A 26458-nucleotide genomic window follows, 5' to 3' on the forward strand; every position below is an offset into this window, starting at 1 on the left:
AGCGCCATAGCGTCAGCGTATGGTTTTGGAAGCGAAACGGCATTTCCTGAAAGCCCACCCGCCAAGCAAATTGCAGCTGAAATGGTCGCGTTACGGCGCGGACCGGCAATACGAAAGGGCGGTCATGAATATTCAGCTCAACACCCGGAGTGCTTCGGCCGTGCGGCCGCTGACCGGCAAGGTCTCGCTGGTCACGGGTTCGACCAGCGGCATCGGGCTCGGAATTGCCCGCGCGCTGGCGGAAGCCGGCTCGGCGGTGGTGCTGAATGGCTTTGGCGTCGCGGCCGAGATCGCCAGGAACCGCAACCAGATCGAAGCCGAGTTCGGCGTCAAGGTCAGCTATTCCGCAGCCGACATGACGAGCCATGATGCGATTGCCGAGATGATTGCGGCCGCGGTCGCCAGTCACGGGCGGCTCGATATTCTCGTCAACAATGCCGGCATCCAGCATGTCGCGCCGCTCGACCAGTTTCCAGTCGAGAAATGGGACGCGATCCTGTCGATCAATCTTTCATCGGCATTTCACACGATGCGGCTGGCGCTGCCCGCGATGCGTCAGAACAAATTCGGGCGGATCATCAACATCGCCTCCGCGCACGGGCTGGTCGCTTCGCCCTTTAAGGCGGCCTATGTCGCGGCCAAGCACGGCATCGTCGGCCTGACCAAGGTGGCGGCGCTGGAGACGGCGGAGGACAGCATCACCTGCAACGCGATCTGTCCGGGTTACGTCTATACGCCGCTTGTCGAGGCGCAGATCGATGGACAGGCCAAGGCGCACGGCATTTCGCGTGAGCAGGTCATTCACGACGTGCTGCTGGCGCAGCAACCGAACAAGCGCTTTGCCACGGTCGAAGAGCTCGGCGCGCTGACGGTCTTTCTCGCCAGCGATGCGGCCGCATCGATCACCGGTATCGCGTTGCCGGTCGATGGCGGGTGGATCGCGCACTAGGGCACGAAGAGCAAGGGAGCATGACGTGAAGGATGTTCAAGGCATTCATTCCTCGGCGACTTCCATTTCTCCGGACAAGGCCGAACCCGGACAGGTCGTGCTGGTGCTGCAGGGCGGCGGCGCGCTCGGCTCCTACCAGGCCGGCGTTTATCAGGCGCTGCACGAGGCGCGCATCGAGCCGGACTGGATCATCGGCACTTCGATCGGCGCCATCAACGCCAGCCTGATTGCCGGCAATGCGCCGCAGCACCGGCTGTCGCGCCTGCGCGAGTTCTGGAAGCGAATGGAGCAGAATCCGGTCTGGCGTTTTCGGGACATCATTCCGGGATTCAACGAAAAGCTCGCTTACTGGTCGACGGTGACCAATGGCATTCCCGGTTTCTTCCGGCCGAATCCGCTCGCCCATGCCGGCGACAGCTATCCGCTGGGGGCCGACAATGCCGGCTATTACTCGACCGCGCCGCTGGAACGCACGCTGATGGAGTTGGTCGATTTCAATCTGGTCAACCAATGCACGCCGCGCCTGACGGTCGGCGCCGCCCATGTCCGCACCAGCCGGATGCGCTACTTCGACAGCCGGGATTGTGAGCTTGGCGTCAAGCACGTCATGGCGTCCGGCGCGTTGCCGCCGGCATTCCCGGCTGTGCGCATCGACGGCGAACTCTATTGGGACGGCGGCATATTATCGAACACGCCGACGGAAGCCGTGTTCGACGACAATCCACGCAAGAACTCGCTGATCTTCGCCGTGCATTTGTGGAATCCGTCCGGGCCTGAGCCGACCACGATGGCGGAGGTGCTGAACCGCCACAAGGACGTGCAGTATTCGAGCCGGATCGCCAGCCAAATCGCCCGCCAGCAGCAGGCGCATCGCCTGCGCCATGTCATCAACCAGCTCGCTGCACGGTTGCCGCAGGCCGAGCGCAACAGCGAGGCGGTGAGGGAACTCGCCAGTTACGGCTGTCCGACCCGGATGCACGTCGTCCGGCTGCTAGCACCGCAGCTCAGCCGCGAGGACCACACCAAGGACATCGATTTCAGCCCGTCCGGGATCATGCAGCGCTGGGACGCCGGTTACCGCCACACCAGGGCGGCGCTCGAAAGAAAGCCCTGGGTCGGCGAGTTCGATCCGCTCTCCGGCGTGGTCCTTCACGAGCAGATGGAGGTTATGTCGGAAGCGGCGGAGTAGTCACGCGATGATTGAGGGCGCGATCGTCTTGCGATAGAGCGCGCTATAGCAGGCGGCCGACAGGTCCCAGCTAAAGGAACGCGCCATGGCGCTTCGCCGCATCGCGTCGAGCTTGTCCTTGGCGCCGAAGGCATCGAACGCGCGCCTGACGCCGCCGAGGAAGGATTCCGCTGACGGTTGTGAAAACAGGAATCCGGTTTCGCCGTCCTGGATGGTTTCCGCCAGCCCGCCGGTCTGGTGGCCGATCGGCAGCGATCCGAACCGCTGCGCATACATCTGGCTCAGCCCGCACGGTTCGAACCGCGACGGCATCAGCGTGAAGTCGCTGCCGGCAAAGATTCGTCGCGCCTGGGCGTCGTTGAAGCCGATGGTGACACCGATCGCATCCGGCCTGCGGCGATGCGCAGCGACCAGCGCCTGTTCGATCTGCTGCTCGCCGCTGCCGGTCACCACGATCTGTCCGCCGGCCTCGATGATTTCGTCGGCGGCGGATAGCACGAGGTCGACGCCCTTCTGGTGAACCAGACGCGCGACCAGGCCGAATAGCGGGCCGCGCGACAGCGCCAGCCCAAACTGCTTGCGGACGTAGTCGGCATTGGCCTGTTTGCCTGTCCAATCGCCGGGCGCAAAGGTCTGCGCCAGATGCGCACAAGCGCTGGGATCCCAGCTTTCGTCGATGCCGTTCAGGATGCCGGTCAGTTGCGCGGCGTTGGAGCGACGTTGCAGCAGGCCTTCCAGCCCGCAGCCGAGCTCGCGCGTGGTGATCTCCCGGGCATAGGTCGCGCTGACGGTGGTCAGATGCGAGGCGTAGACAAGGCCGCCCTTGAGGAAGGACACGTGGTCGTAGAATTCGAGCCCGTCGATGTGGAAGGAACTTTCGGGCGCGCCGATGCGGCGCAGCGCATCCGGCGGGAACAGGCCCTGATAGGCGAGGTTGTGGATGGTCAGGATCGAGGGAAGCTTGGTTCCTCGCCATGCCAGATAGGCTGGCGCCAGCGCGGCCTGCCAGTCGTTGGCATGGATCAGGTCTGCTGCCCAATTCTTGTCCACATTGCCCGCGGCAAGCTCGGCGGCGGCGGAGGCAAACCGGCCGAACCGGATGTCGTTGTCCGGCCAGTCGCGTCCGGATTCATCGCCATAGGGGTTGCCGGGCCGGTCGTATAATTGCGAGCACAACAGCACATAGACAGGCAGGCCGTCCTTGGTCGACGCGCGCCCGAGCGAGCAGGCCGGCATTTCCGCGAGCGCTGCGCATTCTCCAACGATTTCAATGTGCGTGAGCTGCTCGAGAATGTCCCGATAGCCGGGCAGCATGACCCGGACATCGCTCCAGCGGCGCAGCGCCCGGGGTAGTGCTGCGGAAACCGCAGCGAGCCCGCCGACCCGGACGAAGTCATCCATTTCAGTGGTTACGAACAAGACCTTCAAGGCAAACGTCCCCGTACCAACCGCAATGGTACTGATGCAAGAATGGGTCCAACTTCCGATGCAAATACAACGCCCGCTCCGGACGGTCGTTCCTTCGCGGCTACTTCCCTGTCGACGCTGCACAATTTAGGGTCACGCCCGCCAACAAAACGAAGGGCCGCAAACGGCCGAAGGAGTTTTACGAAATGACCATAGCCGGCAACGATCAGAGGAATTTGACAGGCAGCTTCGCAGGCCTGCGCGTCCTCGATTTCTCAACCACGATTGCCGGACCGCACTGTACACGAATGCTCGCCGATATGGGAGCCGAGGTCATCAAGATCGAGACCGAGGAAGGCGAGACGATGCGGACCCGTCCGCCGGTACGCAATAACTGCTCGACCGCGTTCGGCCAGCTCAATGTCGGCAAGAACAGCATTGTTCTGGATCTGAAATCGCCGAAGGGCGTGGAGGCGGTTCGCCGGCTGGTTGCGACCGCAGATGTATTGATGGAAAATTTCCGTCCGGGCGTGATGCGGCGATTGAAGCTCGACTACGCCTCGCTGCACGAGCCCAACCCGAAACTGGTCTATTGCTCGATCTCGGGATACGGCCAGACCGGGCCGTCGGCAGAGTTGCCGGCCTATGCGCCGGTGATTCACGCAGCCTCCGGCTATGAGATGGCGCACCTGGCCTACCAGCCGGGACGCAGCCGGCCGGACTATTGCGGCATCTATCATGCCGACGTGCTCACCGGCGTCTACGCGTTCGGCGCCATCTCGGCGGCGCTGTATCAGCGCAACGCGACCGGGCAGGGTCAGCACATCGACGTCTCGATGCTGGAATCGATGTTGAGCCTGACGCTGAACGAATTGCAGTGGTCGCAATTCGAAGTGAAGCCGACGCAGCGGCCGATGTTCGGTCCGATCGAGACGACGGACGGCTATGTGATGATGGCGGTCGCCAGCGAAAAAACCTTCCAGAGCCTGATGCAGGTGATCGGTCATCCCGAGTGGGTCAGCGATCCGCGCTTCGCCAGATATTCCGATCGGCGGGAAAATTGGGTCAGCCTGATGGACGGCGTCGAAGCGTGGTCGCGCACCGTGACGACTGAGCAGTGCCTCGCCGCGCTCAATACGCACGGCGTTCCTTCATCGGCCTATCGCACCGTCGCCGAAGCGCTGCGCGATCCGCAGATCGCTCATCGCGGCGCATTGGCCGAGGTCGAGGACGGCGGCGGCACCTTCAAGGTTCTCAATCTGCCGTTCCGCATGTCCGGCGCCAAAGTGTCGGCGGCGCCGCGCATGTCGACGCTCGGCGAGCACACGCGCGCCTACCTGAAGGAAACCGGCCTGTCCGAGGATGAAATCGCATCCTTTGCCGGCAAAGCGCAGGTGGCCGCGCGCGGCTGACAACGCGGTCCGCATAGCGAAACATGAACCTGCGGCGTTTTCATCCGCAGGCTGTGATCGGCCTTGCCCGCGACTGCGTTTCCGGACAATCTTGCGGACAGCCATCGACGATCCGGAATACCGGACGAACGACACACATCGGAGGAAACATAATGATTGCGGGGATTCGTTCGGGCGCGCTTGCGCGAATATTTCTTGTGGCGGGATTTGGTGTGGCATTGTCAGCTATGCCCGCCAATGCGCAGAAGGCGGGCGGCAGCATCACCGTCGGCCTTGAGCTCGACATCCCCGGCTTCGACGTGCTGAAGGTCGGCGTTTACGACACCGCGGCGCTCACCGCGTCATCGGCACTGTTCGATACGCTCACCTATCTCGATGAGAACGGCAAGCCGCAGCCGAAACTCGCGGTGTCCTGGGAGCCCTCCGAGGACTTCAAGATGTGGACCTTCAAGCTGCGTCCGGGCGTCAAGTTCCACGATGGCACGCCGTTCAACGCCGAAGCGTTCAAAGCGAATTTCGACCGGCAGAAAGATCCTGCCAACAAGTGCCGCTGTGCCTTCTATATCTCCAACGTCAACAACGTTCAGGCGCCGGACGAGCTGACGCTGGTCTATAACCTCAATGACCCCTCGGTAAACTTCCCATCGCTGGTGTCCTACGCGAGCCAGACCAACGCAATTCATTCTCCGACGGCCTGGAAGACCAAGGGGGAAGAATACAACCGAAACCCTGTCGGCACCGGTCCCTACATTCTGAAATCGTGGACCGCCGGGGATCGCATGATCCTGGAGAAAAATCCGGACTACTGGGGCAAGGACAAGGTCTATTTCGACCGCATCACGCTGAAGCCGCTACCCGATGCGCAGTCGCGCTTTGCCAGCCTGCAATCGGGCGAGGTCGACCTGATCTGGGATGACGAATACAGCGCCGACAATATCCAGAAGGCGCAAAAAGATTCCAAGCTGACGGTGCACACATACTTGGGGTCCGGTGCGGCGGTCTACGCCTTCAACACCAAGGTCGCGCCATTCGACGATTTGCGCGTGCGCCAGGCTCTGGTCATGGCGCTTGACCGCAAGAAGATGTCGCAGGCGATCACCAACGGTCTGTCCCGTCCGGCCAGCAATCCCTATGGCGACGGCTCCTGGGTCAAATGCAAGGACGACGGCGCGCTTCCCGAAGACCTCGAGAAGGCCAAGGCGCTGATCAAGGACTACGGCAAACCTGTCGAGTTCAAGATGCTGGTTACGGCGACGCCACGTGGCCGCATGGTTGGCCAGGTGCTGCAGCAGTTGTGGAAGCGGGCCGGCGCCAACATGGAGATCGAACAGGTCGATCAGGCCACCATCCCGCCGCGCGCCTTCATGCGCCAGTTCCAGTTGACGCCGTGGCGTATCGTCGATCTGGCTGATCCTGACATACAGATGTACTCCAACTTCAAGACCGGAAGTCCGGTGGCGCTTGCCAATTATTCCAACCCGGAGCTCGACAGGCTGCTCGATCACGCCCGCACCACGGCGGATACCAACAAGCGCATCGAGGACTATTGCGCGATCAGCCGGCTGATCAACAAGGAGGCGATCTGGTTCTGGACCTTCCAGAACACCTACTACGCGATATCGAGCGCGAAGTTGAAGGGCTTGCCCAAGATGTATAGCGGGGTGATCGACGTATCGCGCGCCTGGAAGGAATAACGGCCGATGGCGTTCTTCGTTGCGCGCCGGCTCCTTTATCTGGTGCCAGTGCTGATTGCGGTTTCGCTGCTCACGTTCTCGATCGCATCGCTGCTGCCGGGCGATCTTGCGTATACCATTCTCGGTGATCAGGCGACGCCGGAGAACGTGGCGGCGTTGCGGGCCGACATGGGGCTGGATCAGCCGATCTGGTGGCGCTATTTGAGCTGGCTCGGCGGCGTGCTGCAGGGCGATTTCGGCCGTTCGTTCCGCACCGGCCAGACGGTGCTTCAGGCGGTTGGCGAGCGGCTGCCGGTTTCGATCGAACTGATGCTGCTGGCGCAACTCGGCGCGCTCGGGATCGGCGTTCCCCTGGCGATCATCTGCGCCGCCCGCAGCGGTGGACCGTTCGACCGCTTCATGACCGGCACCGCGTTCGGCATGCTGTCGGTGCCGACCTTCCTGTCGGCGATCCTCTTGATCTATTTCTTCGCGGTCGAACTGCGCTGGCTGCCGGCGACCGGCTATGTGCCGTTCGGCGAAGACCCGGCCGCAAATCTGCGCTTCATGGTGCTGCCGGCGCTGACGCTGGCGCTCGCCGAATGGCCCAGCATCATGCGCGTGCTGCGATCCGACATGATTGCGACCCTGCAGGAAGACTATATCTCGCTGGCCAAGGCCAAGGGCCTCAAGGCCTCGCGCATTCTGTTCGTGCACGCGCTGAAGCCGTCGTCGCTTACGCTGGTCACGATCACCGGCATCAATATCGGCCGATTGATCGGCGGCGCCGTCATCGTCGAGACGGTCTTTGCGCTGCCGGGCATCGGCCGGCTTTTGATCGGCGCGATCCTGACCCGCGACCTCATCATCCTGCAGGGGGTGGTGCTGCTGGTCGGCGCGGGCTTCGTCATCATGAACTTTATCGTCGACCTCCTCTACGCCGTTCTCGATCCCAGGATTCGCCATGGCCACGCTTGAACTCGATGTTGCCGAAGAGGCCGTAAGCCAGCCTGCGCGCAAGGGCCGGCGGCTTGGCATCCTGTTCTGGGCGGCGATCGGCTGGATGATTTTCGTATTCGCGGTAGCGGTCTTTGCGCCCGTCCTGCCGTTGCCAAGCCCGACCGACATGGACATGCTGGATCGGCGTGCGCCATTCTCGGCCGAGCATTGGCTCGGCACCGACGGTCTTGGTCGCGATGAGCTCTCGCGCCTGGTCTATGGTGCGCGGATATCGCTGGTGGTCGGTCTGTGCGCGCCGATCATCGGCCTCACGCTCGGCGGCGCGCTCGGCATGCTCGCCGGCTATTTCCGCGGCCGGTTCGAGTCGATGGTTGTCGGCAGCATGGATGTGCTGCTGGCGTTTCCGCCCTTGATCCTGGCGCTGGCCGTGACCGCCTATCTCGGGCAGTCGATCTTCAACCTGACCTTGATTCTCGGCCTGCTCGGCGTTCCCGCCTTCATGCGGGTGGCGCGGGCGGCGACGCTGACGCTCGCGCGGCGCGAATTCGTCATCGCCGCACAGGCGCTGGGCGCAACCCATGCACGCATCCTGCTGCGCGAACTGTTGCCGAACGTCATCCTGCCGCTGTTCGCCTTCTTCCTGCTCGGCGTTGCCGTTACCATTGTCGTCGAGGGCTCGCTGTCATTCCTCGGGCTCGGCGTGCCACCGCCGATATCGAGCTGGGGCAGCATGATCGGGGAGGGGCGCGAGAGCCTCGATGTGGCGCCGCGGCTCGCGTTCATGCCGGCGGCGGCAATGTTCCTGACCGTACTGGCCTTCAATCTCGTCGGTGACACGCTGCGTGCGCTCACCGATCCACGTCAGGGCGCACTGTGACCGGAAATAGCTTGCTGTCCGTTGAGGATGTTACCGTCAATCTGCCGACGCCGCGCGGCAACCTGCGCGCGGTCGATCATGTCGATCTCACCGTCGGTGCCGGGCGCACGCTCGGCGTGGTCGGCGAGTCCGGCTGCGGCAAGACCATGTTGTCGCGCGCGATCCTGCAATTGCTGCCGAAGAAAGCAAAACTCTCCGGCCGCGTGATGTTCGACGGGCAGGACTTGCTGAAGCTCTCGCCGGAGAAACTGCGCCAGTTGCGCGGCCGCTCGCTGGCGGTCGTGTTCCAGGACCCGATGACGTCGCTCAACCCGGTGCTGACGATCGGCACCCAGTTGATCGAGACGCTGCAGGAGCATCTCGAACTCGACGATGCTGCCGCCACGCGGCGAAGTGTCGAATTGCTCGCGGCGGTCGGAATCCCCGCGCCGGAGCAGCGGCTGGCGCAGTATCCGCACCAGCTTTCCGGCGGCATGCGGCAGCGCGTGGCGATCGCGATTGCGCTGTCCTGCGAACCGAAACTCCTGATCGCGGACGAACCGACCACCGCGCTCGACGTGACGATCCAGGCGCAGATCCTCGATCTGCTGGCGCGCGAGCAGCGCCGTCGCCACATGGCGATGATCATCATTACCCACGACCTCGGTGTCGTCGCCGGGCGTACCGACGAGGTCGCTGTCATGTATGCCGGCCGGGTGGTCGAGCGCGCGCCGACGCCTGATTTGTTCAAGAAGATGCGGATGCCCTACACCGAAGCGCTGCTCGCCGCGCTCCCACGGCTCGACGCCGCACCCCACACGCCGCTGCCGGCGATATCGGGACGTCCGCCCGATCCGACCCGGCCGCTGCGGGGATGCTCGTTCTCGCCGCGCTGCCGTTATGCGCTGGCCCGCTGCCAGGCCGAGAAGCCGGCGCTCGAGGCGGCAGAGACCAGCGCGCACACATTCGCCTGCTTCCATCCGATCGAAACCCGCGCGGATGCCAACGCATGATGCTGCAATCCGTCCCATCCATTTCGCCTGGCGCGCTGCTCAAGGTCGACGATCTCGTCGTTGAATATCCCGTCGGCTCCAAGATCGTTCACGCCGTGTCCGGCGTCTCCCTGCAGATCGCCCGCGGCGAAACGCTGGGTCTGGTCGGCGAATCCGGCTGCGGAAAGTCGACGCTGGGGCGCGCCGTGCTGCAGTTGCGCCGGCCGACCGCCGGGCGGGTGTCGTTCGACGGGCAGGATCTCACGGCGATGCACGGCGAGGCCCTGCGGCGGATGCGCCAGCGCGTGCAGCTGATCTTTCAGGATCCGATCGCCTCGCTCAATCCGCGCCGCAGGATCGGCGATATCGTCGCCGAGCCGCTGGTGATTGCCGGCGTCAAGGATCCGGAGAAGCGCAAGCAGCTCGTGTACGAGGTGCTGGCCGCCGTCGGGCTCGATCCCAACCTGGTCGTCGGGCGGCTGCCGCATGAATTTTCCGGCGGCCAGTGCCAGCGCATCTGCATCGCGCGCGCGCTCGTGCTCAATCCGGAGTTCATCGTCTGCGACGAGCCGGTCTCTGCGCTCGACGTCTCGATCCGCGCCCAGATCCTCAATCTGCTGGAGGAGATGAAGGGCCGGTTCGGCCTGACGCTGCTGTTCATCGCGCACGATCTCGCCGTGGTGAAGGCGGTGAGCGACCGCGTCGCGGTGATGTATCTGGGACGACTCTGCGAGGTCGGCCCTTCCGAGCAGTTGTTCGCTCACCCGGCGCATCCCTATACCGCGCTGCTGATCGAGGCGATCCCGGTGCCCGATCCGGATGTCCGCCCCACCGAGACCGTGCCGATCGGCGAGCCGCCGTCGCCGATCGCGCCGCCGTCCGGTTGCCGGTTTCGTACCCGCTGCCCCCGCGCGGACCAGCGATGCAGCGACGAGATGCCGGAACTGCGTGCCGTCGCGCCGGGCCAACTCGTGGCCTGCCACCACCCGCTGATCTGAATACCGCACGCACCGCTGGCTCCTGTTTGTCTCGACGGATCGGACGTGGCAATGTCCGCTCTCAAGACGTTCTCAGGACTTAAGAAAAAGAAATGACGGGAGAGAAGCGATGAAGAGTTTTCAGGTCGCAGAATTCAATGCGCCTCTGAAGGAGGTGGATCAGGAGACGCCGCAGCCCACGGGTACGCAGGTGCTGATCAAGGTGAAGGCGGCCGGCGTCTGCCACAGCGATCTCCACATCTGGGAAGGTGGCTACGATCTCGGCCATGGCCGCAAGCCGCTGTCGCTGAAAGACCGCGGCGTGTCGCTGCCGCGCACGATGGGACATGAGACTGTCGGCGAGGTCGTGGCGTTCGGGCCGGATGTGACGGCCGCCGACAAGGGCGATCTCAAGGTCGGCGACACGGCCCTGGTCTATCCCTGGCTCGGCTGCGGGAAATGCCCGACATGCGTCGGCGGCGACGAGAACATGTGCGTGGTGAAGCCGAACTCGCTCGGCGTCTATTGCGACGGCGGCTATGCCGATCACATGACGGTGCCGAACCCGAAATATCTGCTCAACCTCAAGGGACTCGATCCCGTAACCGCCGCGCCCTATGCCTGTTCCGGCGTCACCACCTACAGCGCGCTGAAGAAGGTCGAATCCGCCTTCAACTCGCCGATCGTGATCTTCGGCGCCGGCGGCCTCGGCCTGATGGCGCTGTCGCTGTTGAAGGCGATGGGCGGCAAGGGCGCCATCGTCGTCGATATTGACTCGCGCAAGCGCGAAGCGGCGGAAGCCGCCGGCGCGCTCGCCACCGTCGACGGCAAGGCGCCGGATGCGCTGGAACAGCTCGCGAAGAAGGCCGGCGAACCCATTCGCGCCGTGATCGATCTCGTCGGCAACGCGCAAACCACGCAGCTCGGCTTCGACTGCCTGACCAAGGGCGGCAAGCTCGTCATCGTCGGCCTGTTCGGCGGCGGCGCAACCTTTGCCTTGCCGCTGATTCCGATCAAGGCGATCACGATCCAGGGCAGCTATGTCGGCAATCTGCGCGAGACCGCGGAGTTGCTCGAACTCGTCCGCAACAAGATGATCGCGCCGATCCCGGTGACGACGATGCCGCTGGCGAAGGCGAATGAGGCATTGACCGACTTGCAGAAGGGCAAGCTGGTCGGCCGCGCGGTCTTGACACCGTAGCCTCTCCACCGTCATTGCGAGGAGCGAAAGCGACGAAGCAATCCATCCATCCGCTATGCCGAAGTATGGATTGCTTCGCTGCGCTCGCAATGACGGCACCTTCGATTACTTTAGGAAACCTCCATGTCCGCAAATAACGCTTTCCACATCGCCGTGCTCGGCGGCGATGGCATCGGCCCTGAGGTGATGACGCCGGCGCTCGAAGTGCTGCGCAAGATCGAGGCGACCAGCGACCTCAAGTTCCGCTTCACCGATGCGCCGGCGGGCGCCAACAATTACCTCGCGACCGGTAAATCGATGCCCGACAGCACCGTGCGGCTGTGCGAGGAGGCGGACGCCATCCTGCTCGGCGCCTGCGGCCTGCCGTCGGTGCGCTACCCCGATAACACCGAGATCGCGCCGCAGATCGAGCTGCGCTTCCATTTCGACCTCTATGCCGGCGTGCGCCCGGCGCGCCTCGTTCCGGGCGTGCCGAGCCCGATCGTCGGCGCGGATGCGCGCGGCATCGACCTCGTGCTGATCCGGGAATCGACCGAAGGCCTGTTCGCCTCGATGGGGAAGGGCGTCGTCACCGACACCGAGGCGCGCGAGACCCTCGTCATCACCCGCAAGACCTCGGAGCGGCTGTTCGAGTTTTCCTTCAAGCTCGCCGAACGCCGCAAGGCACGCGGCAAGACGAATGGCGGCCTGACCTGCGTCGACAAGGCCAACGTGTTCAGGGCCTTCGCGTTCTTTCGCGAGATGTTCGATGAAGCCGCAAAACGCCATCCGACCGTCAAGACGGACCGGGTCTATGTCGATGCCTGCTCGCTGATGATGGTGAAGCGTCCCTGGGATTTCGACGTCATGGTGACGGAGAACATGTTCGGCGACATTCTCTCCGACCTCGCCGCCGGTCTGATCGGCGGGCTCGGCATGGCGCCCTCGGCCGACATCGGCGACCGCTACGCCGTGTTCCAGCCGTGCCACGGCACCGCGCCCGATATCATGGGGCAGGGCAAGGCCAATCCGACCGCAATGATCCTGTCGGCCGCGATGATGCTGGACTGGCTCGCCGACAAGCACGGCCTCGAAAGCGCAGCCGAAGCCGGCGAGCGCATCGAGCGCGCGGTGGACAAGGCCTATGCGGGAGGAATCAAGCCGATGGAATTCGGCGGCAGCAACGGTACGGCGGATGTGACGAAGGCGGTGCTCGCGGCGTTGTAGCTTGTAGCCCGCATGAGCGGAGCGACATGCGGGGCCGCTGCTGCAGAAATCCCGGATATCGCGGAGTTTATCATCGGGCGCGCATTCGCGCGACCCGTTGGCTCATCCGGGCTACGGGATTGCGCCTGTGGCTACTTCCCCTTGAACTGCGGCTTGCGCTTCTCCATGAAAGCCGTTCTGCCCTCGCGAAAATCCTCACTGTCCATGCAGGCCATGCCGATCGCCTTGATCGCCGCCATGTCGCGCTTGCTTTCGTCCTTCAGCATCTCGGCGATGGTGATCTTGGCGGCCTTGATGGCGAGCGGCGCGTTGCCGGAGATGGTGCGGGCGATTTCCATGGTGGCGTCCCACAATTCCGCATCCGGCAGCACGCGGTCGACCAGCCCGATCCGCAACGCTTCCGCCGCCTCGATCCGCATCCCCGTATACATGATCAGCCGCGCCCAGGACGGCCCGACCAGCGAGACCAGGTGGCGCAAGCCGTCATAGCCATAGGCGATGCCGAGCTTTGCGGCGGGAATGCCGAACCGGCTGTTATCGGAGGCGATGCGGATGTCGGTGAGCATCGCGACCTGCATGCCGCCGCCGAGGCAGAAGCCGCGGATGCAGGCAATCGTCGGCTTCGGGTAGCTTGCGAGCAGCGCGCGCTGGGCCTCGCTCCGCTTCGAATATTCCTCCGACGCCGCCGCATTGTGGCGCGTCCTCTCGAACTGGCTGATATCGGCGCCGGAGACGAAGGCCTTGTCGCCGGCGCCTGTCAGGATCACGACGCGCACGTTGGTATCGTCGCGCAGCGCGGTCAGCGCGTGGCTCAGGCCCTCCCACATTTCCAGCGACATCGCGTTGCGCTTGTCGGGATTGTTGAAGGTGATGACGCCGACGCCATCGCTGACGCTGTGCAGGATCTTGCCGTCGGCATGCGGGATTTCAGCAGGTTTTGGGGTATCGAGCATCGATTGCGGCTTTCATTCGAGAAGTCTGGTCCATTGTCGGACAAGCTTCGCACAGCGGTCAATCGCCGCATTTGCACGCGTGATCAGCTCAGGGCACTGGGCACAAGGGTGAGGTCGTCGGGGCAGGGGCGGGCTCACGCGCATTTGCGCGCGGCGGGCAGCGGCGTGGCAGTAATGCAGTCGTGTTGATGCAGTCGTTGTTGCTGGTCGAACCGGCGGTGGTCGTCAGCTTTTCATTGCGGCTATCCGGACTCCGCCATCCCCATCCCGATGGCGTCGCACGGGTCTCGTCCCGGTAGCTTTAAGATTCGGCCCAGCGCAGCAACAGGCTACCCGGCGATTTCTCGCGTCGATTGATCGGGTCCGCGGTGCTGCGATCGAGGCGCGACAGTGCCTAGCCCTCGTTGGCGGCGATCGATTCCATCAGGGACACCAGCTGACGCTGCACAGTCTGGTCCTTGATCTTGCTGTAGGCGCGCAGCAGCCTGAGGCTGAAGGCGCTGTCCAGGAAGAGCAGGCTCTCGACTTCACGCGCCTTGCCGTCGCCGTCGTAGAAGAACGTCACCGGCACATCGAGCGCGGTAGCGATTTGCTGAAGACGAGCTGCGCCGACACGGTTGACGCCCTTCTCGTACTTCTGAACCTGCTGGAAGCTGACGCCGAGCTTGTCGCCAAGCTCCGCTTGCGAGATTTTCTGTTCCACACGCCGCAGGCGAATCCGCTTGCCCAACTCGATATCGGGTTTGCCGGCGCTGCGCTGCTTCATCTTTTTCGCTGCTGATCTGTTCATTCTGGTTTTACCGTCCTTCAATCGGGAAACCCTGGCAAAAGTAGGTCAGGGGTTCATCCATTTGCACCGCGTTAAAGTCAGTCCGGACCGTGAGTTAGAATCGGGAACCACGGAATTCCTGAGATATTGCGGGATGCTAGCCAAACGCGTGCGTGCATCGGAAGCATCCTGATACCGGCGCCTCTAACCACCTAAGGCTGTCGGCGCCCCGGGGTGTATTGGCAAAACCCCGCTCACTACATTTGACAAAATATTCGACAAACCACAACCACCGCGAGTTCAAAGGACACAGATTTTGGCCAGCATACCTACTGTGTCGCGCTCAACCACCGGTATTTTACGGGCTTTGCGGGCCATTCGTGCAAGTCGTTCGCAGTTCATCGGCGTTTGTTGCCAAACATTTCTGCGAACGGTGATGCCTGATGAAATGCAGTAGAGTTCAGCTCCGGCTTCCGGGTCGAGTGTATCGGGAATTTACGGCAACCTGCGAGCTCGTAGACTATCGGAATCCTGCAAATGGGTATGGGAGGGTGTAGTCCGAGCGGGGAATGTCTTGCATGCTTTGACGAACCAGGCCGCCCCCAACATCGTGCAACATTTGTGGCGTGTCAGTTGCGTGCACGAGGCCGGCGGCGCATTCGACGTCGCTCGGCAACGCAGATGCGGCGAAGCCGTGGCGAACGCTTGCGGCTATTGGCGGCAGGGGCATCGATTCTGCGCGAGCCTCCGGCGTGGGGTTGCCCAACATGATTGCAACCATAGCATGGCCGTCTGCGACCTGCTGGCGCCGGCTACGACTTAAATTGGCTTCCACAGCCGCGCCGTTTTGCATACGCTTCGCGCCTATGGCCGCATCGTCGGCCAGGCCCAAAGTCCCGCTTACAAGGGACGGGCATGACAGGGGAGGAACGCCATGAAGCGAAGAACCGTACTTGCTGGCCTTGGTGCGACGGCGGCTGCCGGCGCGTTGGGCCTTCCATCGATCCTAAAGGCGCAGACGCCGATCTCGCTCAACGGCGCTGTCCAGTTCAACGACGATCATGCCTTCAACCGGGCGCTGCTCCGCTTCGAAGAGCTGGTGAAGAAATATTACGGCAAGCCGATCAACTTTACGCTGCACCGCAACTCTTCGCTTGGCCTCGAAAAGCAGTACTTCGAGTACATGTCGCAGGGCAAGGCGGTCGATTACGGCATCGTTTCGCCGGCCCACATGTCGACCTTCGCCAAGGCAGCGCCGTTCATCGACGCGCCCTTCGTGTTCAAGGGCATCGAGCACATGAACAAGGTGGTCGAGGCCAACATTCTGGCGCCGATCGCCGATGAAGTCGCGGCCAAGGCCGAGGTGGTTCTGGTCGGCTATGCCGGTGGCGGCGTGCGCAACATCTTCGCCAACAAGCCGCTCAAGAATCTCGCCGATCTCAAGGGTCTCAAGGTGCGCGTGCAGGGCGCGCCGATCTGGTCCAAGACCTTTGCCGCCGTCGGCATGAGCCCGACGGTAATCGCATACAACGAAGTCTACAACGCCATCCAGAACGGCGTGATTGCCGCCGGCGAGAACGAGGCGGCCGGCGTCGAGGCGATGAAGTTCTATGAAGTCGCGCCCCATCTCAACCTGACACAGCACGCGGTGTCGATCCGGCCGATCTGCTTCTCGGTCAAGACGCTGAAGACGCTGCCGAAGGACCTGCAGGACGCGATCATGAAGGCCGGCAAGGAGGCCGGCGACTATGGCCGCCAGCTCGAGTCGAGCGAGGAAGTCGTCAAGCTCGATACGCTGGAGAAGGCAGGCAAGCTCAAGCGCGTTCCCTTCGAGGAGCGCGATGCGATGAAGAAGCTCGCCGATCCCGTGATGGCCGCCTACGCCAAGGAAATCGGCGCCGAGGGCATCTTCGAGAAGATCAGCGTCGCCTGAGAATTGTCGCTACCCGCGCGGCAGGAAGTCGGGGCAAGCCGGACGGCTTGCCCCGATCCATGATCGTGATTCCTCGGAGCCTTCATGACTGAAATATCGACGTCGACCACTCCGTCGCTGTGGCGCCGAGCGACGGCGGCCTATGCCAAGCTGCTGGAGTTTTTGCTCGCCGCCTGTGTCGGCATCCTGGTCATTCCGGTCACGCTGCAAATCATCTCGCGCTACACGGCGCTCATTCCCTCCTACATCTGGACCGAGGAAATGGCGCGCTTCCTGTTCGTGTGGACGATCATGATCGGCGCCATGGTCGGGGTCCGCGAAGCCCAGCATTTCGAGGTCGATATCTGGCCCAATCTGTCGCGCCGAAGCGAAGCTGCGGTGCGGATCGCCGCGCGGCTCGGCGTATTGGCGATGGCGGTGGTGTTCGTATGGGCCGGGCTCGAGTTCACGCGGTTCGCATGGAACCGGACCTCCGAACTGGCCGATCTGCCGCTCTGGCTGATCCATGTCGCCTGGCCCGTGGCCGGCGTGACGTGGATCGTGTTTGCGGGTGAACAGATCATCGATGAAACGCGGATTCTGCTTGGGGCGAAGCAATGAGCGGCAATGTTCTATCTGCCGGACAGGCCGCACTGGTCCTGTTCGGGACCTTTGTCGGCCTGCTCATCATCCGCGTGCCGGTCGCCTTTGCGCTCGGCCTGGCTTGCGTGCCGATCCTCCTGATCGAGCCGAGGCTGTCGATCATGACGCTCGCGCAGGAGACCTTCAACGCCTACAACTCGTTCATCCTGCTGGCGGTGCCGTTCTTCCTTCTCACCGCCAACTTGATGGGCATCGGTGGCATCACCGATCGACTGGTCGCGTTGTCGCGCTCGATGGTCGGGCATTGGCCGGGGTCGCTGGCGCAGATCAATGTGGTGCTGTCGGTGTTCTTTGCCGGCATCTCCGGCTCCTCCACGGCGGACGCGGCGAGCCAGTCCAAGATCTTCATCGATGCGCAGACCAAGGAGGGCTACGACCTATCCTTTTCGATCGCCATCACCGCGGTCTCCGCCGTGCTCGCGGTCATCATCCCGCCCTCGATCCTGATGATCGTGTGGGGCGGGCTGATCTCGACCTCGATCGCGGCGATGTATCTGGCCGGCATCGTGCCGGGATTGCTGATTGCCGGCGCACAGATGGCGACGGTGCATGTCTATGCCGTGCGCCGCGGCTACCCGACCTACCCGAAATCCACCTGGACCGACATCGGCTACGCCATCTGGCGATCGATACCGGCATTGATGACGCCGTTCATCATCGTCGGCGGCATCCTGCTCGGCTGGTTTACCGCGACCGAATCCGCCTGCGTCGCGGTGCTCTATTCCGTGGTGCTATCGGCGTTCTTCTATCGAGAAACCGGCGTGCGCGAACTCTACAAGGCCCTGCTCGACACCGGACGGCTGGCGGGCGTCGCGCTGTTCTGCGTCGGCACCGCAAGCGCCTTCGGCTGGTTGTTGGCCTATTACAAGATTCCGCAGGAACTCCTGGCCAACGTCTCGACCTGGGGCATGGGCACGATCGCAGCCGGTTTCTTCATCTCGTTCTGCTTCCTGGTCGTCGGCTGTTTCCTCGACGCCATTCCGGCGATCGTGATCGTCGGCACCGTGCTGGAACCGCTGGCCAGATCCGTTGACCTGCACCCCGTCCAGTTTGCGATCATCTCGATCGTCTCGCTGGCGTTCGGCCTGGTGACGCCGCCCTATGGCCTGTGTCTGATGATTGCCTGTTCGATTGCAGGCGTGCGGCTGCGCTATGCGCTGAAAGACACGGTGATCATGCTGATACCGATGCTGCTGGTGCTGGCCGCCGTCATCATCTGGCCCAGCGTCTCGCTGTTCCTGCCGCGCCTGATCGTGCCGGAGATGCTCAAATAGCGTTTTCAAACGAAGCATGCCCTCGGACTTGATCCGTGGGTGGATTCTGGTTCGCGTGAAGAAAACGCGTCAAAACAAAGAAGTCTATTCGTCCCGGTTGAGCGCGCAGCTTATCGTGTAGATGACGCCGCGCGGCAGGAAGTCGACGGTGGCTTCGCCGCCGAGCTGGTCGCGTGCGCTGCGCTCGACCAGCCGCGAGCCGAAACCGCGCTGCACCGGTGCCGTGACCGGCGGGCCACCTGCCTCGGTCCAGATCAGCCGCAACTTGCGCCCGTCAGCTTCTTCGAGGATTTCCCAATCCACCGCGACGGTCCCGGTGTCGTTCGAGAGCGCGCCGTATTTGGCGGCATTGGTTCCGATCTCGTGCAGGATCATCGACAGCACCACGGCGAGCCGCGGCGACAGCGGGACCTGCGGTCCGAACATCCGCACCCGTTCCGGATTATTCAGCAGATAGGGTTGCAGCACCCGCGCGATCACTTCCCGCAACTCCGCGCCCTGCCACTTCTCCTCGCTCAGGAGATTGTGCGCCTCCGCCAGCGCGCCGAGCCTGCCTTCGAATTTCTCGCGCTCGGTGCGGCTCGCGCTGCGGAAGGTCTGGGTGGCGATCGACTGCAGGACCGCGAGCGTATTCTTGACGCGGTGGTTGAGTTCCTCGATCAGGAGATTGTGCAGCATCTCGCCGCGGGCGATCTGGGTTGCCATCCGCACCGCAAAGGCGAGGCCGACCATCAAAAGGAGCGCGCCCATCACGCTGGTGAGCGCAAGATTGCGCCATAGCGGCGCGACGAGCGAGCTTTCGGCGACGCCGGCGGCCACCGTCCAGCCGGTGAGCGAGGAGCGGGCAAAGCTCGTGATCAGCGGCACGCCCTCGAGCGAGACCGTCGGCACCGTGGCTTCCGGATTGTTGGACATTTCCGCATAGAGCGAGGGCGACGCACGCTTGCCGACGGTCTCCTGCAGGTTGGGCACGCGCGCGAAATTGGTGCCTTCGGCGTCGAAGATCGAGATCGTCCAGTCCGTGCTCGGCTGCTGCTGCTCGATCATCGCCTGGAATATCTCGATCGGCGGACTGAAGGAGATGTCGTAAAGCACCTCGTTGTCCCGCATGACGGGCACCTCGACCGTCACGATCAGCCGTCGCTTGACCGACCCGTAGAACAGGTTGGAATAAATCGGCCGCTTCTCCGTGAAGACCCTCTCGACCATCGGCAGGTTGTTGCGAAGCGGCAGGTTTGCCGTATCAAGCGTTAGGGAGGAGAACACTTGGCGGCCTTCGCGATTGGCCACCAGCACGACGCCGCCTTCGCCATACTGGTCGAGGAAGCCCTGGCAGATGCGGCGGAAGCCCTCGAAATCCCCGTCGCGCAGCGCATTCGTCAGCGACAGCACCTGGAGCGCGCCGGTGATCCGCTGCACCTCCGCATCAAGCACGAGGCGAATGCTGCGGCTCGTTTCAAGCACGCGTTGCGTGGCGATCTGGCGGTCCTGCTTGTAATGGTTGAAAACGATGCCGGCCGCGAAAAGGATCAGCGGCAGCGTGGTCCCCGCAACCAGGAGGGCGAGACGCACTGGCAGTGATGATTTCGGCAACGCAAGCCCCGGATCGGCCCCCAGCGAGGCAGCATAGGAGAAGCCGCCGAATTTCGCCAAGGATATTAGAGGGATGTTGGGGGGTATAAATCAGGCCGCGGCAAAGCGCCGGGTTCCGGTGAGCGCCTGCCATCACGCTCCGAAGCCCGGGCTTCTGATCTCAGAGATTGCTGTCGGTGATGGCGGCGTACACCATGGTGCGCAGCTCGCGCCGCAGCGGGTAGGCGCTCGACGGCAGCACCTGCGTCATGAAGATCATGATCAGCTCTTCCGCCGGATCGATGAAGAACGATGTCGTTGCCGCACCGCCCCAGTTGTATTCGCCGGGGCTGCCGGCGATCAGCGTCTGCGCCGGGTTCATGGTGACGGCGAAGCCGAGCCCGAAGCCGATGCCGTTATAGCTCGCCTCGGAGAACAACGAGCGCGACATGCCGGGCAGATCGAGGCCGCCGGGCAGGTGGTTCGACGTCATCAGTTTCAAGGTCTTCGGACCCAGCAGGCGGACGCCGCCGAGCTCGCCGCCATTGAGCAACGCCCGGCAGAAGGTGAGATAGTCGGCCACCGTCGAGCACAGGCCGCCGCCGCCGGAGATGAAGGAGGGGGGCTCGAGGAACGAACTCGTCGTCGGATCGTCCTGCAGCGTCAGCGTCCCCTTGCGATCGGCGGCGAGCGGGTTGAAGCCTCCGTCAGGGTCGGCCGAATAGCAGGCGGCGAAGCGGTGCGCCTTGTCCTTGGGCACGAAGAAATCAGTGTCGTTCATGCCGAGCGGATCGAGGATGCGCTCCTTCAGGAACTGCTCGAACGGCTTGCCGCTGATCACGCCGATGAGATAGCCGAGCACGTCGGTGGCGACGGAGTAGTTCCAGGCTTCGCCCGGTGAAAATTCCAGCGGGATTTTTGCGAGGTCGTCGACCATGCCCTGCAGCGTACCGGCCTTGATGACCTCGCCGATCTTGTTCTCGCGATAGGCCGCATCGACATTGCCGCGCTGCTGGAAGCCGTAGGTCAGGCCCGAGGTGTGGCGCAGCAGGTCCACGATCAGCATCGGCCGCGACGGCGGCCGCGTCAGGAAGGCCGGGTGGGTGCCGGCCACGAACACGCCGAGGTTCTTCCACTGCGGGATATATTTGTGCACGGGCTCATCGATAGCGACGCGGCCTTCCTCCACCAGCATCATGAAGGCGACGGACGTGAGCGGCTTGGTCATCGAATAGATGCGGAAGATAGTGTCGTCCTTGACCGGAACCTTGCGCTCGACGTCGGCAAAGCCCTGCGAGGTCGAATGCACGACCTTGTCGCGGCGATAGATCAGGAGCTGCGTTCCCGGAAAGCGGCCGGCATCGATATAGCGCTGCTTCAGGTGGTCCTCGAGGCGATCGAGCGCCGCCTTGGACATTCCGGCTTGCTCGGGCGAGGCGGGGGTAGGAGCTAACATCGGCCTAATCTCCGGCTGGGGCATGACCCGGAAAAGTGGACACCGGTTTTCCGGAAAGATCACGCTCAAACAACTAGATGGGATCACGGCGCGATTCAATTAATCAGGTCGTGAGCCAAGGGGGTCTTGATAGCCGAAAAGTGTCCCCCGTTCCAACCGGCATGCTTATCCGGGGTGGGGCGGTGGTGTAGGGTCGCGCCAGCCTTCGTCTATTTCGCAAGGACAACAAAAATGCGCCAATTCAGCGAGACCGAACTGACCGCCGCCGTGATCCGCAGTTTCGAGAATACGCCTGATCCGCGCGCCAAATTCCTGCTGCAGGAACTGGTGAAGTCGCTGCACGACTATGTTCGCAAGACCGGCCTGACCTTCGAGGAATGGGAGTATGCGATCGATTTCCTGACGCGGACCGGCCAGAAGTGCACCCCGATCCGGCAGGAGTTCATTCTGCTGTCCGACGTGCTCGGCGTGTCGATGCTGGTCGATGCCGTGAACCACAGGGAACGCGAGGGCGCCACCGAGACCACCGTGCTCGGTCCGTTCTATGTCGGCGAGCACAAGGTCACGCCGCATGGCACCGACATCTCGGCCGATCTGCCGGGCGAGCGGATGTTCGTGCAGAGCCGCGTCACCGATCTCGGGGGCAAGCCGCTGGCGAATGTGCCGGTCGACATCTGGCATGCCGATGGCGACGGCTTCTATGATTCGCAGAAGCCGGCCTATGCGACGCAGGGCCCGTCGTCGCGGGCGCGCTTCATCACCGACGCCGATGGCCGGTTCTTTTTCCGCACCATCCTGCCGTGCAGCTATCCGATCCCGACCGACGGCCCGGTGGGCGAGATGATCGTGCAGACGGGCCGCCACCCGATGCGGCCGGCGCATGTGCATTTCCTGGTCGATGCGCCCGGTCACCAGCCGCTGATCACCCACGTCTTCATCGACGGCGACAAGTATCTCGATTCCGACGTGGTGTTCGGGGTCAAGGACGAGCTGGTCGCCCGGATCGAAAAACGCACGGATCCGACGATGCCGGACGGCAAGTCCGCCAGCGCGCCATGGCACCTGATGACCTACGAATTCCGGATGAAGCCGGGCGACGGAAACGCGCCGAAGCCGATGATGGCGAAGGCCGCTGAAGACGCATAACGCATGGTGTTACATCGCCTGCTCAATTCTTGTGCGCCGCACAAGAATTGAGCGAATCGCAAATTTGGGGTGCGCTGCTCGGTTCCTGACCGTCGCCTATTTTTTCGGCGTATATCCGCTAGCAATATGAAATAGCTCATATTTCTGCATCACGAAAGGCTTGGCACGGCGCTTGAATAGCATCTGCCGACGCCATTGATGCCGTCCCTCGAGACTACTGATCCGAATGTGTCGACGCCATTCCGGGCCATCCCTGGAACGCGCCCTCCTGCGCCTCGCGCGGTGACCCCAAACGGACGGTCTCGTTCAAACGCCCCTGACCAAAGCAGCAAAGGACAGCGATACCCATGACGAAACCCACCCTCCCGACCTCACGCCGTGGTCTGAGCCGCCGCCAGCTTCTGAAGGCGGCCGGTGGCACGGCGGCATTGCTCGCCGCGGCCAAGCTGAATTTCCCGGCCGGCGCGTTTGCGCAAGGCGCAGGTCCGGAAGTGACCAAGGCGACGCTCGGGTTCATCGCGCTCAGCGACGCCGGGCCGCTGTTCGTCGCCAAGGACAAGGGGCTGTTTGCCAAATACGGCATGCCCGATGTCGAGGTCGCCAAGCAGGCCTCCTGGGGCACCACCCGGGACAACCTAGTGCTCGGTTCGGAAGGCAACGGCATCGATGGCGCGCATATCCTGACGCCGATGCCCTACCTGATCTCGGCAGGAAAGGTGACGCAGAACAACGTGCCGACGCCGATGTACATCCTGGCGCGGCTCAATCTCGACAGCCAGTGCATTTCGGTTGCCAAGGAATATGCCGACCTGAAGCTCGGCGTTGACGCCTCGCCCTTCAAGGCGGCGCTGGAAAAGAAGAAGGCCTCGGGCAAGGCGGTAAAGGCCGCCATGACCTTTCCCGGCGGCACCCATGATCTCTGGATCCGCTATTGGCTCGCCGCCGGCGGCATCGATCCCGACAAGGACATCGAAACCATCGTGGTGCCGCCGCCGCAGATGGTGGCCAACATGAAGGTCGGCACCATGGATTGCTTCTGTGTCGGTGAGCCCTGGAATCTGCAGCTCATCAACCAGGGCATCGGTTACACCGCGGTCAACACCGGCGAGCTCTGGAACAAGCATCCGGAGAAGTCGCTCGGCATGCGCGCCGCCTTCGTCGATAAATATCCGAAGGCGGCCAAGGCGATCCTGAAGGCGGTGATGGAGGCCCAGCAATGGGCCGACAAGGCCGAGAACAAGAAGGAACTCGCCACCATCATGGGCAAGCGGCAGTGGATGAACTGCCCGGTCGAAGACGTCTACGACCGTTCGGCCGGCAAGTTCGACTACGGCATCCCCGGCAAGGTGGTCGAGAACTCGCCGCACATCATGAAGTACTGGCGCGACTTCGCCTCCTATCCGTTCCAGAGCCACGATCTATGGTTCATGACGGAGGACATCCGCTGGGGCAAATACGAAGCGGGCTTCGACAGCAAGGCACTGGTTGCCAAGGTCAACCGCGAGGACATGTGGCGCGAGGCGGCCAAGGAAATGGGCGTTCCTGCGTCCGAAATCCCGACCTCCACCTCGCGCGGCAAGGAGACCTTCTTCGACGGCAAGGTGTTCGATCCGGAAAACCCGGCTGCGTATCTGAAGTCGCTCTCGATCAAGCGTGTTGATGTCTGATCCAAACCGGGCCGCGCGCTGGATGTGTGCGGCCCGCCTTTTGAACACGGAGATGCATTTTCAATGACAATGCCTGCGATCAAAGCCGAAGCCACCGCGGTGGCCATTCCGACCACGGCGGCGCCCGTGGTGACGATGACGCCGAAGCAGGCGCCTCGTGCCGGGAAGTACGTCAAGATGGCGAAGGAGGCCGCGGTGCGCCTCGTGCCGCCGCTGATCGTGCTCGCACTGTTGATGCTGTTCTGGGAGCTGGTCTGCCGCCGCACCGGCTCGACACTGCCGCCGCCGTCGAAAGTCTTCAAGGACACCAAGGAGCTGATCCTCGATCCGTTCTTCGACAATGGCGGTATCGACAAGGGCCTGTTCTGGCATTTGTCCGCCTCGCTCCAGCGCGTTGCCTATGGTTATTCGATTGCCGCTATTGTCGGCGTCGCGCTCGGCACGCTGGTCGGGCAGTCGGTGTGGGCGATGCGCGGACTCGATCCGCTGTTCCAGGTGCTGCGCACCATTCCGCCGCTGGCATGGCTGCCGCTGTCGCTCGCCGCGTTCCGCGATGGCCAGCCGTCAGCGATCTTCGTCATCTTCATCACCTCGGTGTGGCCGATCATCATCAACACCGCGGTCGGCATCCGCAACATCCCGCAGGATTACCGCAACGTCGCCGCCGTGGTGCAGCTCAATCCGCTGGAGTTCTTCTCCAAGATCATGATCCCGGCCGCCGCGCCCTACATCTTCACCGGCCTGCGCATCGGCATCGGCCTGTCGTGGCTCGCGATCGTCGCAGCGGAAATGCTGATCGGCGGCGTCGGCATCGGCTTCTTCATCTGGGACGCCTGGAATTCCTCGCACATCAGCGAAATCATCCTGGCGCTGTTCTATGTCGGCATCATCGGCTTCGTGCTCGACCGCCTGATTGCGGGACTTGCGAAGTTCGTCACCCGCGGCACCGCGCTGAACTGAAGGAGAACGTCATGCAGGCCTATCTGAAGCTCGACCACATCGACAAGACCTTCACCCGCGGCAACGCCACGACCGAGGTGCTGAAGGACATCAACCTGACGATCGAGAAGGGCGAATACGTCTCGATCATCGGCCATTCCGGCTGCGGCAAGTCCACGCTGCTCAATATCGTCGCCGGCCTCACCGGCGCCACCCAGGGCGGTGTGCTCCTGGAAAACCGCGAGGTCAATTCGCCGGGGCCGGATCGTGCCGTGGTGTTCCAGAACCACAGCCTGCTGCCCTGGCTGACGGTCTATGAGAACGTCCGGCTCGGCGTCGACAAGGTGTTCGCCTCGACCAAGACCCGCGCCGAGCGCGACGCCTGGACCATGCACAATCTCAATTTGGTGCAGATGGCGCATGCCAAGGACAAGCGTCCATCCGAAATCTCCGGCGGCATGAAGCAGCGTGTCGGCATTGCGCGCGCGCTCGCAATGGAGCCGAAGGTGCTTCTGCTCGACGAGCCCTTTGGCGCGCTCGATGCGCTGACGCGCGCGCATCTGCAGGACTCGGTGATGGCGCTGCATCAGAAGCTCGGCAACACCATCCTGATGATCACCCACGACGTCGACGAGGCCGTGCTGCTGTCGGACCGCATCGTAATGATGACCAACGGTCCCAGCGCGAGGATCGGCGAGGTGCTGGACGTGCCGCTGGCGCGTCCGCGCAAGCGGCTCGAGCTCGCGACCAACCCCGGCTACCTCAAGTGCCGGCAGCGCGTGCTCGAGTTCCTCTACGAGCGACATCGCTTCGTCGAAGCGGCCTAGTTCGGGTTAATTGATGGGCACGGCGCATTCGCGCCTTGCCCGCCCTGTGGCACCCTTTCATTCCGCGGCGATCGCCTCGATCTCCAGCAGCCATTTGCCATCGACGGTTTCGGCGATCATCACCGTGGATGCGGGTTCATGTCCCTGCAGCATCTTGCGGCGAATGGCGCGGTTGGGCACGACCTGGCTTTTGTCGGTCAGGAACGTATTGATCTTGACCAGATGTTCGACGCCGAGGCCGGCGGCGGTGAGCACCGCGATGACATTGCGCCAGGCCTGCTCGCATTGCGCCTCGAAACCTTCGGGCACGCTGCCGTCGGAATGTTCCGGCACCTGGCCGCTGACGAACAGCAGTCGGCGATGCTGAGAAAGCTCCAGCCCCATGCTGTAGCCGCTGGAAGGTGCGTGAACCGCTTCGGGATTGTGCCTGATAATTTCGGCCATGTCAGTTTGTCTCT

At 63.1% G+C, this 26458-nt stretch carries 23 protein-coding genes; 17 read left to right on the top strand and 6 right to left on the bottom strand.

The window, feature by feature from the left end; all coding sequences use genetic code 11:
- Window positions 1–124 precede the first annotated feature (124 nt).
- Complete coding sequence (locus CQ12_RS01325) at window positions 125–949, top strand: 3-hydroxybutyrate dehydrogenase (protein ID WP_057833615.1); 825 nt, start codon at window positions 125–127, stop codon at window positions 947–949.
- The gene (locus CQ12_RS01330; protein WP_083519065.1) at window positions 927–2138 is read left to right on the top strand and encodes a patatin-like phospholipase family protein; all 1212 of its coding nucleotides are present in this window, start codon (window positions 927–929) and stop codon (window positions 2136–2138) included. The genes CQ12_RS01325 and CQ12_RS01330 overlap by 23 nt, the downstream gene beginning before the upstream one ends.
- Here CQ12_RS01330 and glgA read toward each other — a convergent pair whose 3' ends face one another.
- On the bottom strand, window positions 2139–3566 hold the full coding sequence (glgA, locus tag CQ12_RS01335) for a glycogen synthase GlgA (protein WP_057833558.1): 1428 nt from the start codon (window positions 3564–3566) through the stop codon (window positions 2139–2141).
- Window positions 3567–3751: 185 nt separating this feature from the next.
- Between glgA and CQ12_RS01340 the strand changes: the two genes are divergently transcribed.
- From CQ12_RS01340 to CQ12_RS01375, 8 genes are all read left to right on the top strand, one after another.
- Window positions 3752–4957 (top strand): CaiB/BaiF CoA transferase family protein, encoded by a 1206-nt coding sequence (locus tag CQ12_RS01340; protein ID WP_057833559.1) that lies wholly within the window; start codon window positions 3752–3754, stop codon window positions 4955–4957.
- Window positions 4958–5169: 212 nt separating this feature from the next.
- Entirely contained in the window at window positions 5170–6651 is a 1482-nt protein-coding gene (locus CQ12_RS01345) for an ABC transporter substrate-binding protein (RefSeq protein ID WP_245309670.1), read from the top strand.
- A 6-nt stretch (window positions 6652–6657) separates the two neighbouring features.
- Window positions 6658–7608 (top strand): ABC transporter permease, encoded by a 951-nt coding sequence (locus CQ12_RS01350; RefSeq protein ID WP_057833561.1) that lies wholly within the window; start codon window positions 6658–6660, stop codon window positions 7606–7608.
- A complete protein-coding gene (locus CQ12_RS01355; protein WP_057833562.1) occupies window positions 7595–8467 on the top strand; it encodes an ABC transporter permease in 873 nt (290 codons plus the stop codon). Before CQ12_RS01350 ends, CQ12_RS01355 begins: the two co-directional genes overlap by 14 nt.
- 11 nt (window positions 8468–8478) lie before the next feature.
- On the top strand, window positions 8479–9459 hold the full coding sequence (locus CQ12_RS01360) for an ABC transporter ATP-binding protein (protein ID WP_057833617.1): 981 nt from the start codon (window positions 8479–8481) through the stop codon (window positions 9457–9459).
- Window positions 9456–10436, top strand: coding sequence for an ABC transporter ATP-binding protein (locus CQ12_RS01365; protein WP_057833563.1), 981 nt, complete (start codon window positions 9456–9458; stop codon window positions 10434–10436). Before CQ12_RS01360 ends, CQ12_RS01365 begins: the two co-directional genes overlap by 4 nt.
- 109 nt (window positions 10437–10545) lie before the next feature.
- Window positions 10546–11616, top strand: a complete 1071-nt coding sequence (locus tag CQ12_RS01370; protein WP_057833564.1) for an alcohol dehydrogenase — start codon at window positions 10546–10548, stop codon at window positions 11614–11616.
- 123 nt (window positions 11617–11739) lie between these two features.
- A complete protein-coding gene (locus CQ12_RS01375; protein WP_057833565.1) occupies window positions 11740–12822 on the top strand; it encodes an isocitrate/isopropylmalate dehydrogenase family protein in 1083 nt (360 codons plus the stop codon).
- Window positions 12823–12953: 131 nt separating this feature from the next.
- On the opposite strand, the gene CQ12_RS01380 is transcribed toward CQ12_RS01375, so the two are convergent.
- The gene (locus tag CQ12_RS01380) at window positions 12954–13775 is read right to left on the bottom strand and encodes an enoyl-CoA hydratase (RefSeq protein WP_057833566.1); all 822 of its coding nucleotides are present in this window, start codon (window positions 13773–13775) and stop codon (window positions 12954–12956) included.
- Between the two features lie 394 nt (window positions 13776–14169).
- A complete protein-coding gene (locus tag CQ12_RS01385; protein ID WP_028347342.1) occupies window positions 14170–14565 on the bottom strand; it encodes a helix-turn-helix domain-containing protein in 396 nt (131 codons plus the stop codon).
- 913 nt (window positions 14566–15478) lie between these two features.
- Here CQ12_RS01385 and CQ12_RS01395 point away from each other — a divergent pair.
- The 3 genes from CQ12_RS01395 (at window position 15479) to CQ12_RS01405 (ending at window position 18393) form a co-directional block, all read left to right on the top strand.
- Window positions 15479–16477 carry a TRAP transporter substrate-binding protein gene (locus CQ12_RS01395; RefSeq protein WP_057833568.1) on the top strand — a complete coding sequence of 333 codons (999 nt, stop codon included), beginning with the start codon at window positions 15479–15481 and terminating at the stop codon, window positions 16475–16477.
- Between the two features lie 84 nt (window positions 16478–16561).
- On the top strand, window positions 16562–17077 hold the full coding sequence (locus CQ12_RS01400) for a TRAP transporter small permease (RefSeq protein ID WP_057833569.1): 516 nt from the start codon (window positions 16562–16564) through the stop codon (window positions 17075–17077).
- Entirely contained in the window at window positions 17074–18393 is a 1320-nt protein-coding gene (locus CQ12_RS01405) for a TRAP transporter large permease (RefSeq protein WP_057833570.1), read from the top strand. The genes CQ12_RS01400 and CQ12_RS01405 overlap by 4 nt, the downstream gene beginning before the upstream one ends.
- Window positions 18394–18477: 84 nt before the next feature.
- Here the strand turns inward: CQ12_RS01405 and CQ12_RS01410 are convergent, their stop codons facing one another.
- Together CQ12_RS01410 and CQ12_RS01415 are read right to left on the bottom strand one after the other, a co-directional pair.
- Window positions 18478–19986: a sensor histidine kinase gene (locus CQ12_RS01410; protein ID WP_057833618.1), complete on the bottom strand. Its 1509-nt coding sequence runs from the start codon at window positions 19984–19986 to the stop codon at window positions 18478–18480.
- Window positions 19987–20146: 160 nt separating this feature from the next.
- Window positions 20147–21421 carry a serine hydrolase domain-containing protein gene (locus tag CQ12_RS01415; RefSeq protein ID WP_057833571.1) on the bottom strand — a complete coding sequence of 425 codons (1275 nt, stop codon included), beginning with the start codon at window positions 21419–21421 and terminating at the stop codon, window positions 20147–20149.
- A 231-nt stretch (window positions 21422–21652) separates the two neighbouring features.
- On the opposite strand from CQ12_RS01415, the gene CQ12_RS01420 reads away from it, so the two are divergent.
- The 4 genes from CQ12_RS01420 to CQ12_RS01435 all read left to right on the top strand — a co-directional run bounded on the left by CQ12_RS01420 (window position 21653) and on the right by CQ12_RS01435 (window position 26000).
- The gene (locus CQ12_RS01420) at window positions 21653–22567 is read left to right on the top strand and encodes an intradiol ring-cleavage dioxygenase (RefSeq protein ID WP_057833572.1); all 915 of its coding nucleotides are present in this window, start codon (window positions 21653–21655) and stop codon (window positions 22565–22567) included.
- 347 nt (window positions 22568–22914) lie between these two features.
- Complete coding sequence (locus tag CQ12_RS01425) at window positions 22915–24234, top strand: CmpA/NrtA family ABC transporter substrate-binding protein (protein ID WP_057833573.1); 1320 nt, start codon at window positions 22915–22917, stop codon at window positions 24232–24234.
- Window positions 24235–24297: 63 nt separating this feature from the next.
- A complete protein-coding gene (ntrB, locus tag CQ12_RS01430; protein WP_057833574.1) occupies window positions 24298–25194 on the top strand; it encodes a nitrate ABC transporter permease in 897 nt (298 codons plus the stop codon).
- An 11-nt stretch (window positions 25195–25205) separates the two neighbouring features.
- Window positions 25206–26000, top strand: coding sequence for an ABC transporter ATP-binding protein (locus CQ12_RS01435; RefSeq protein WP_057833575.1), 795 nt, complete (start codon window positions 25206–25208; stop codon window positions 25998–26000).
- A 57-nt stretch (window positions 26001–26057) separates the two neighbouring features.
- Here CQ12_RS01435 and CQ12_RS01440 read toward each other — a convergent pair whose 3' ends face one another.
- Window positions 26058–26444: a RidA family protein gene (locus CQ12_RS01440; protein WP_057833576.1), complete on the bottom strand. Its 387-nt coding sequence runs from the start codon at window positions 26442–26444 to the stop codon at window positions 26058–26060.
- Window positions 26445–26458: the final 14 nt, after the last annotated feature.

The organism is Bradyrhizobium jicamae (assembly GCF_001440395.1).
GTDB lineage: Bacteria > Pseudomonadota > Alphaproteobacteria > Rhizobiales > Xanthobacteraceae > Bradyrhizobium > Bradyrhizobium jicamae.

Coding starts and splice junctions, on each gene's coding strand:
- CQ12_RS01325 (WP_057833615.1), top strand. CDS start 125: ATGAATATTCAGCTCAACACCCGGAGTGCTTCGGCCGTGCGGCCGCTG.
- CQ12_RS01330 (WP_083519065.1), top strand. CDS start 927: ATGGCGGGTGGATCGCGCACTAGGGCACGAAGAGCAAGGGAGCATGAC.
- CQ12_RS01340 (WP_057833559.1), top strand. CDS start 3,752: ATGACCATAGCCGGCAACGATCAGAGGAATTTGACAGGCAGCTTCGCA.
- CQ12_RS01350 (WP_057833561.1), top strand. CDS start 6,658: ATGGCGTTCTTCGTTGCGCGCCGGCTCCTTTATCTGGTGCCAGTGCTG.
- CQ12_RS01355 (WP_057833562.1), top strand. CDS start 7,595: ATGGCCACGCTTGAACTCGATGTTGCCGAAGAGGCCGTAAGCCAGCCT.
- CQ12_RS01365 (WP_057833563.1), top strand. CDS start 9,456: ATGATGCTGCAATCCGTCCCATCCATTTCGCCTGGCGCGCTGCTCAAG.
- CQ12_RS01370 (WP_057833564.1), top strand. CDS start 10,546: ATGAAGAGTTTTCAGGTCGCAGAATTCAATGCGCCTCTGAAGGAGGTG.
- CQ12_RS01375 (WP_057833565.1), top strand. CDS start 11,740: ATGTCCGCAAATAACGCTTTCCACATCGCCGTGCTCGGCGGCGATGGC.
- CQ12_RS01380 (WP_057833566.1), bottom strand. CDS start 13,775: ATGCTCGATACCCCAAAACCTGCTGAAATCCCGCATGCCGACGGCAAG.
- CQ12_RS01385 (WP_028347342.1), bottom strand. CDS start 14,565: ATGAACAGATCAGCAGCGAAAAAGATGAAGCAGCGCAGCGCCGGCAAA.
- CQ12_RS01395 (WP_057833568.1), top strand. CDS start 15,479: ATGAAGCGAAGAACCGTACTTGCTGGCCTTGGTGCGACGGCGGCTGCC.
- CQ12_RS01400 (WP_057833569.1), top strand. CDS start 16,562: ATGACTGAAATATCGACGTCGACCACTCCGTCGCTGTGGCGCCGAGCG.
- CQ12_RS01405 (WP_057833570.1), top strand. CDS start 17,074: ATGAGCGGCAATGTTCTATCTGCCGGACAGGCCGCACTGGTCCTGTTC.
- CQ12_RS01415 (WP_057833571.1), bottom strand. CDS start 21,421: ATGTTAGCTCCTACCCCCGCCTCGCCCGAGCAAGCCGGAATGTCCAAG.
- CQ12_RS01420 (WP_057833572.1), top strand. CDS start 21,653: ATGCGCCAATTCAGCGAGACCGAACTGACCGCCGCCGTGATCCGCAGT.
- CQ12_RS01425 (WP_057833573.1), top strand. CDS start 22,915: ATGACGAAACCCACCCTCCCGACCTCACGCCGTGGTCTGAGCCGCCGC.
- ntrB (WP_057833574.1), top strand. CDS start 24,298: ATGACAATGCCTGCGATCAAAGCCGAAGCCACCGCGGTGGCCATTCCG.
- CQ12_RS01435 (WP_057833575.1), top strand. CDS start 25,206: ATGCAGGCCTATCTGAAGCTCGACCACATCGACAAGACCTTCACCCGC.
- CQ12_RS01440 (WP_057833576.1), bottom strand. CDS start 26,444: ATGGCCGAAATTATCAGGCACAATCCCGAAGCGGTTCACGCACCTTCC.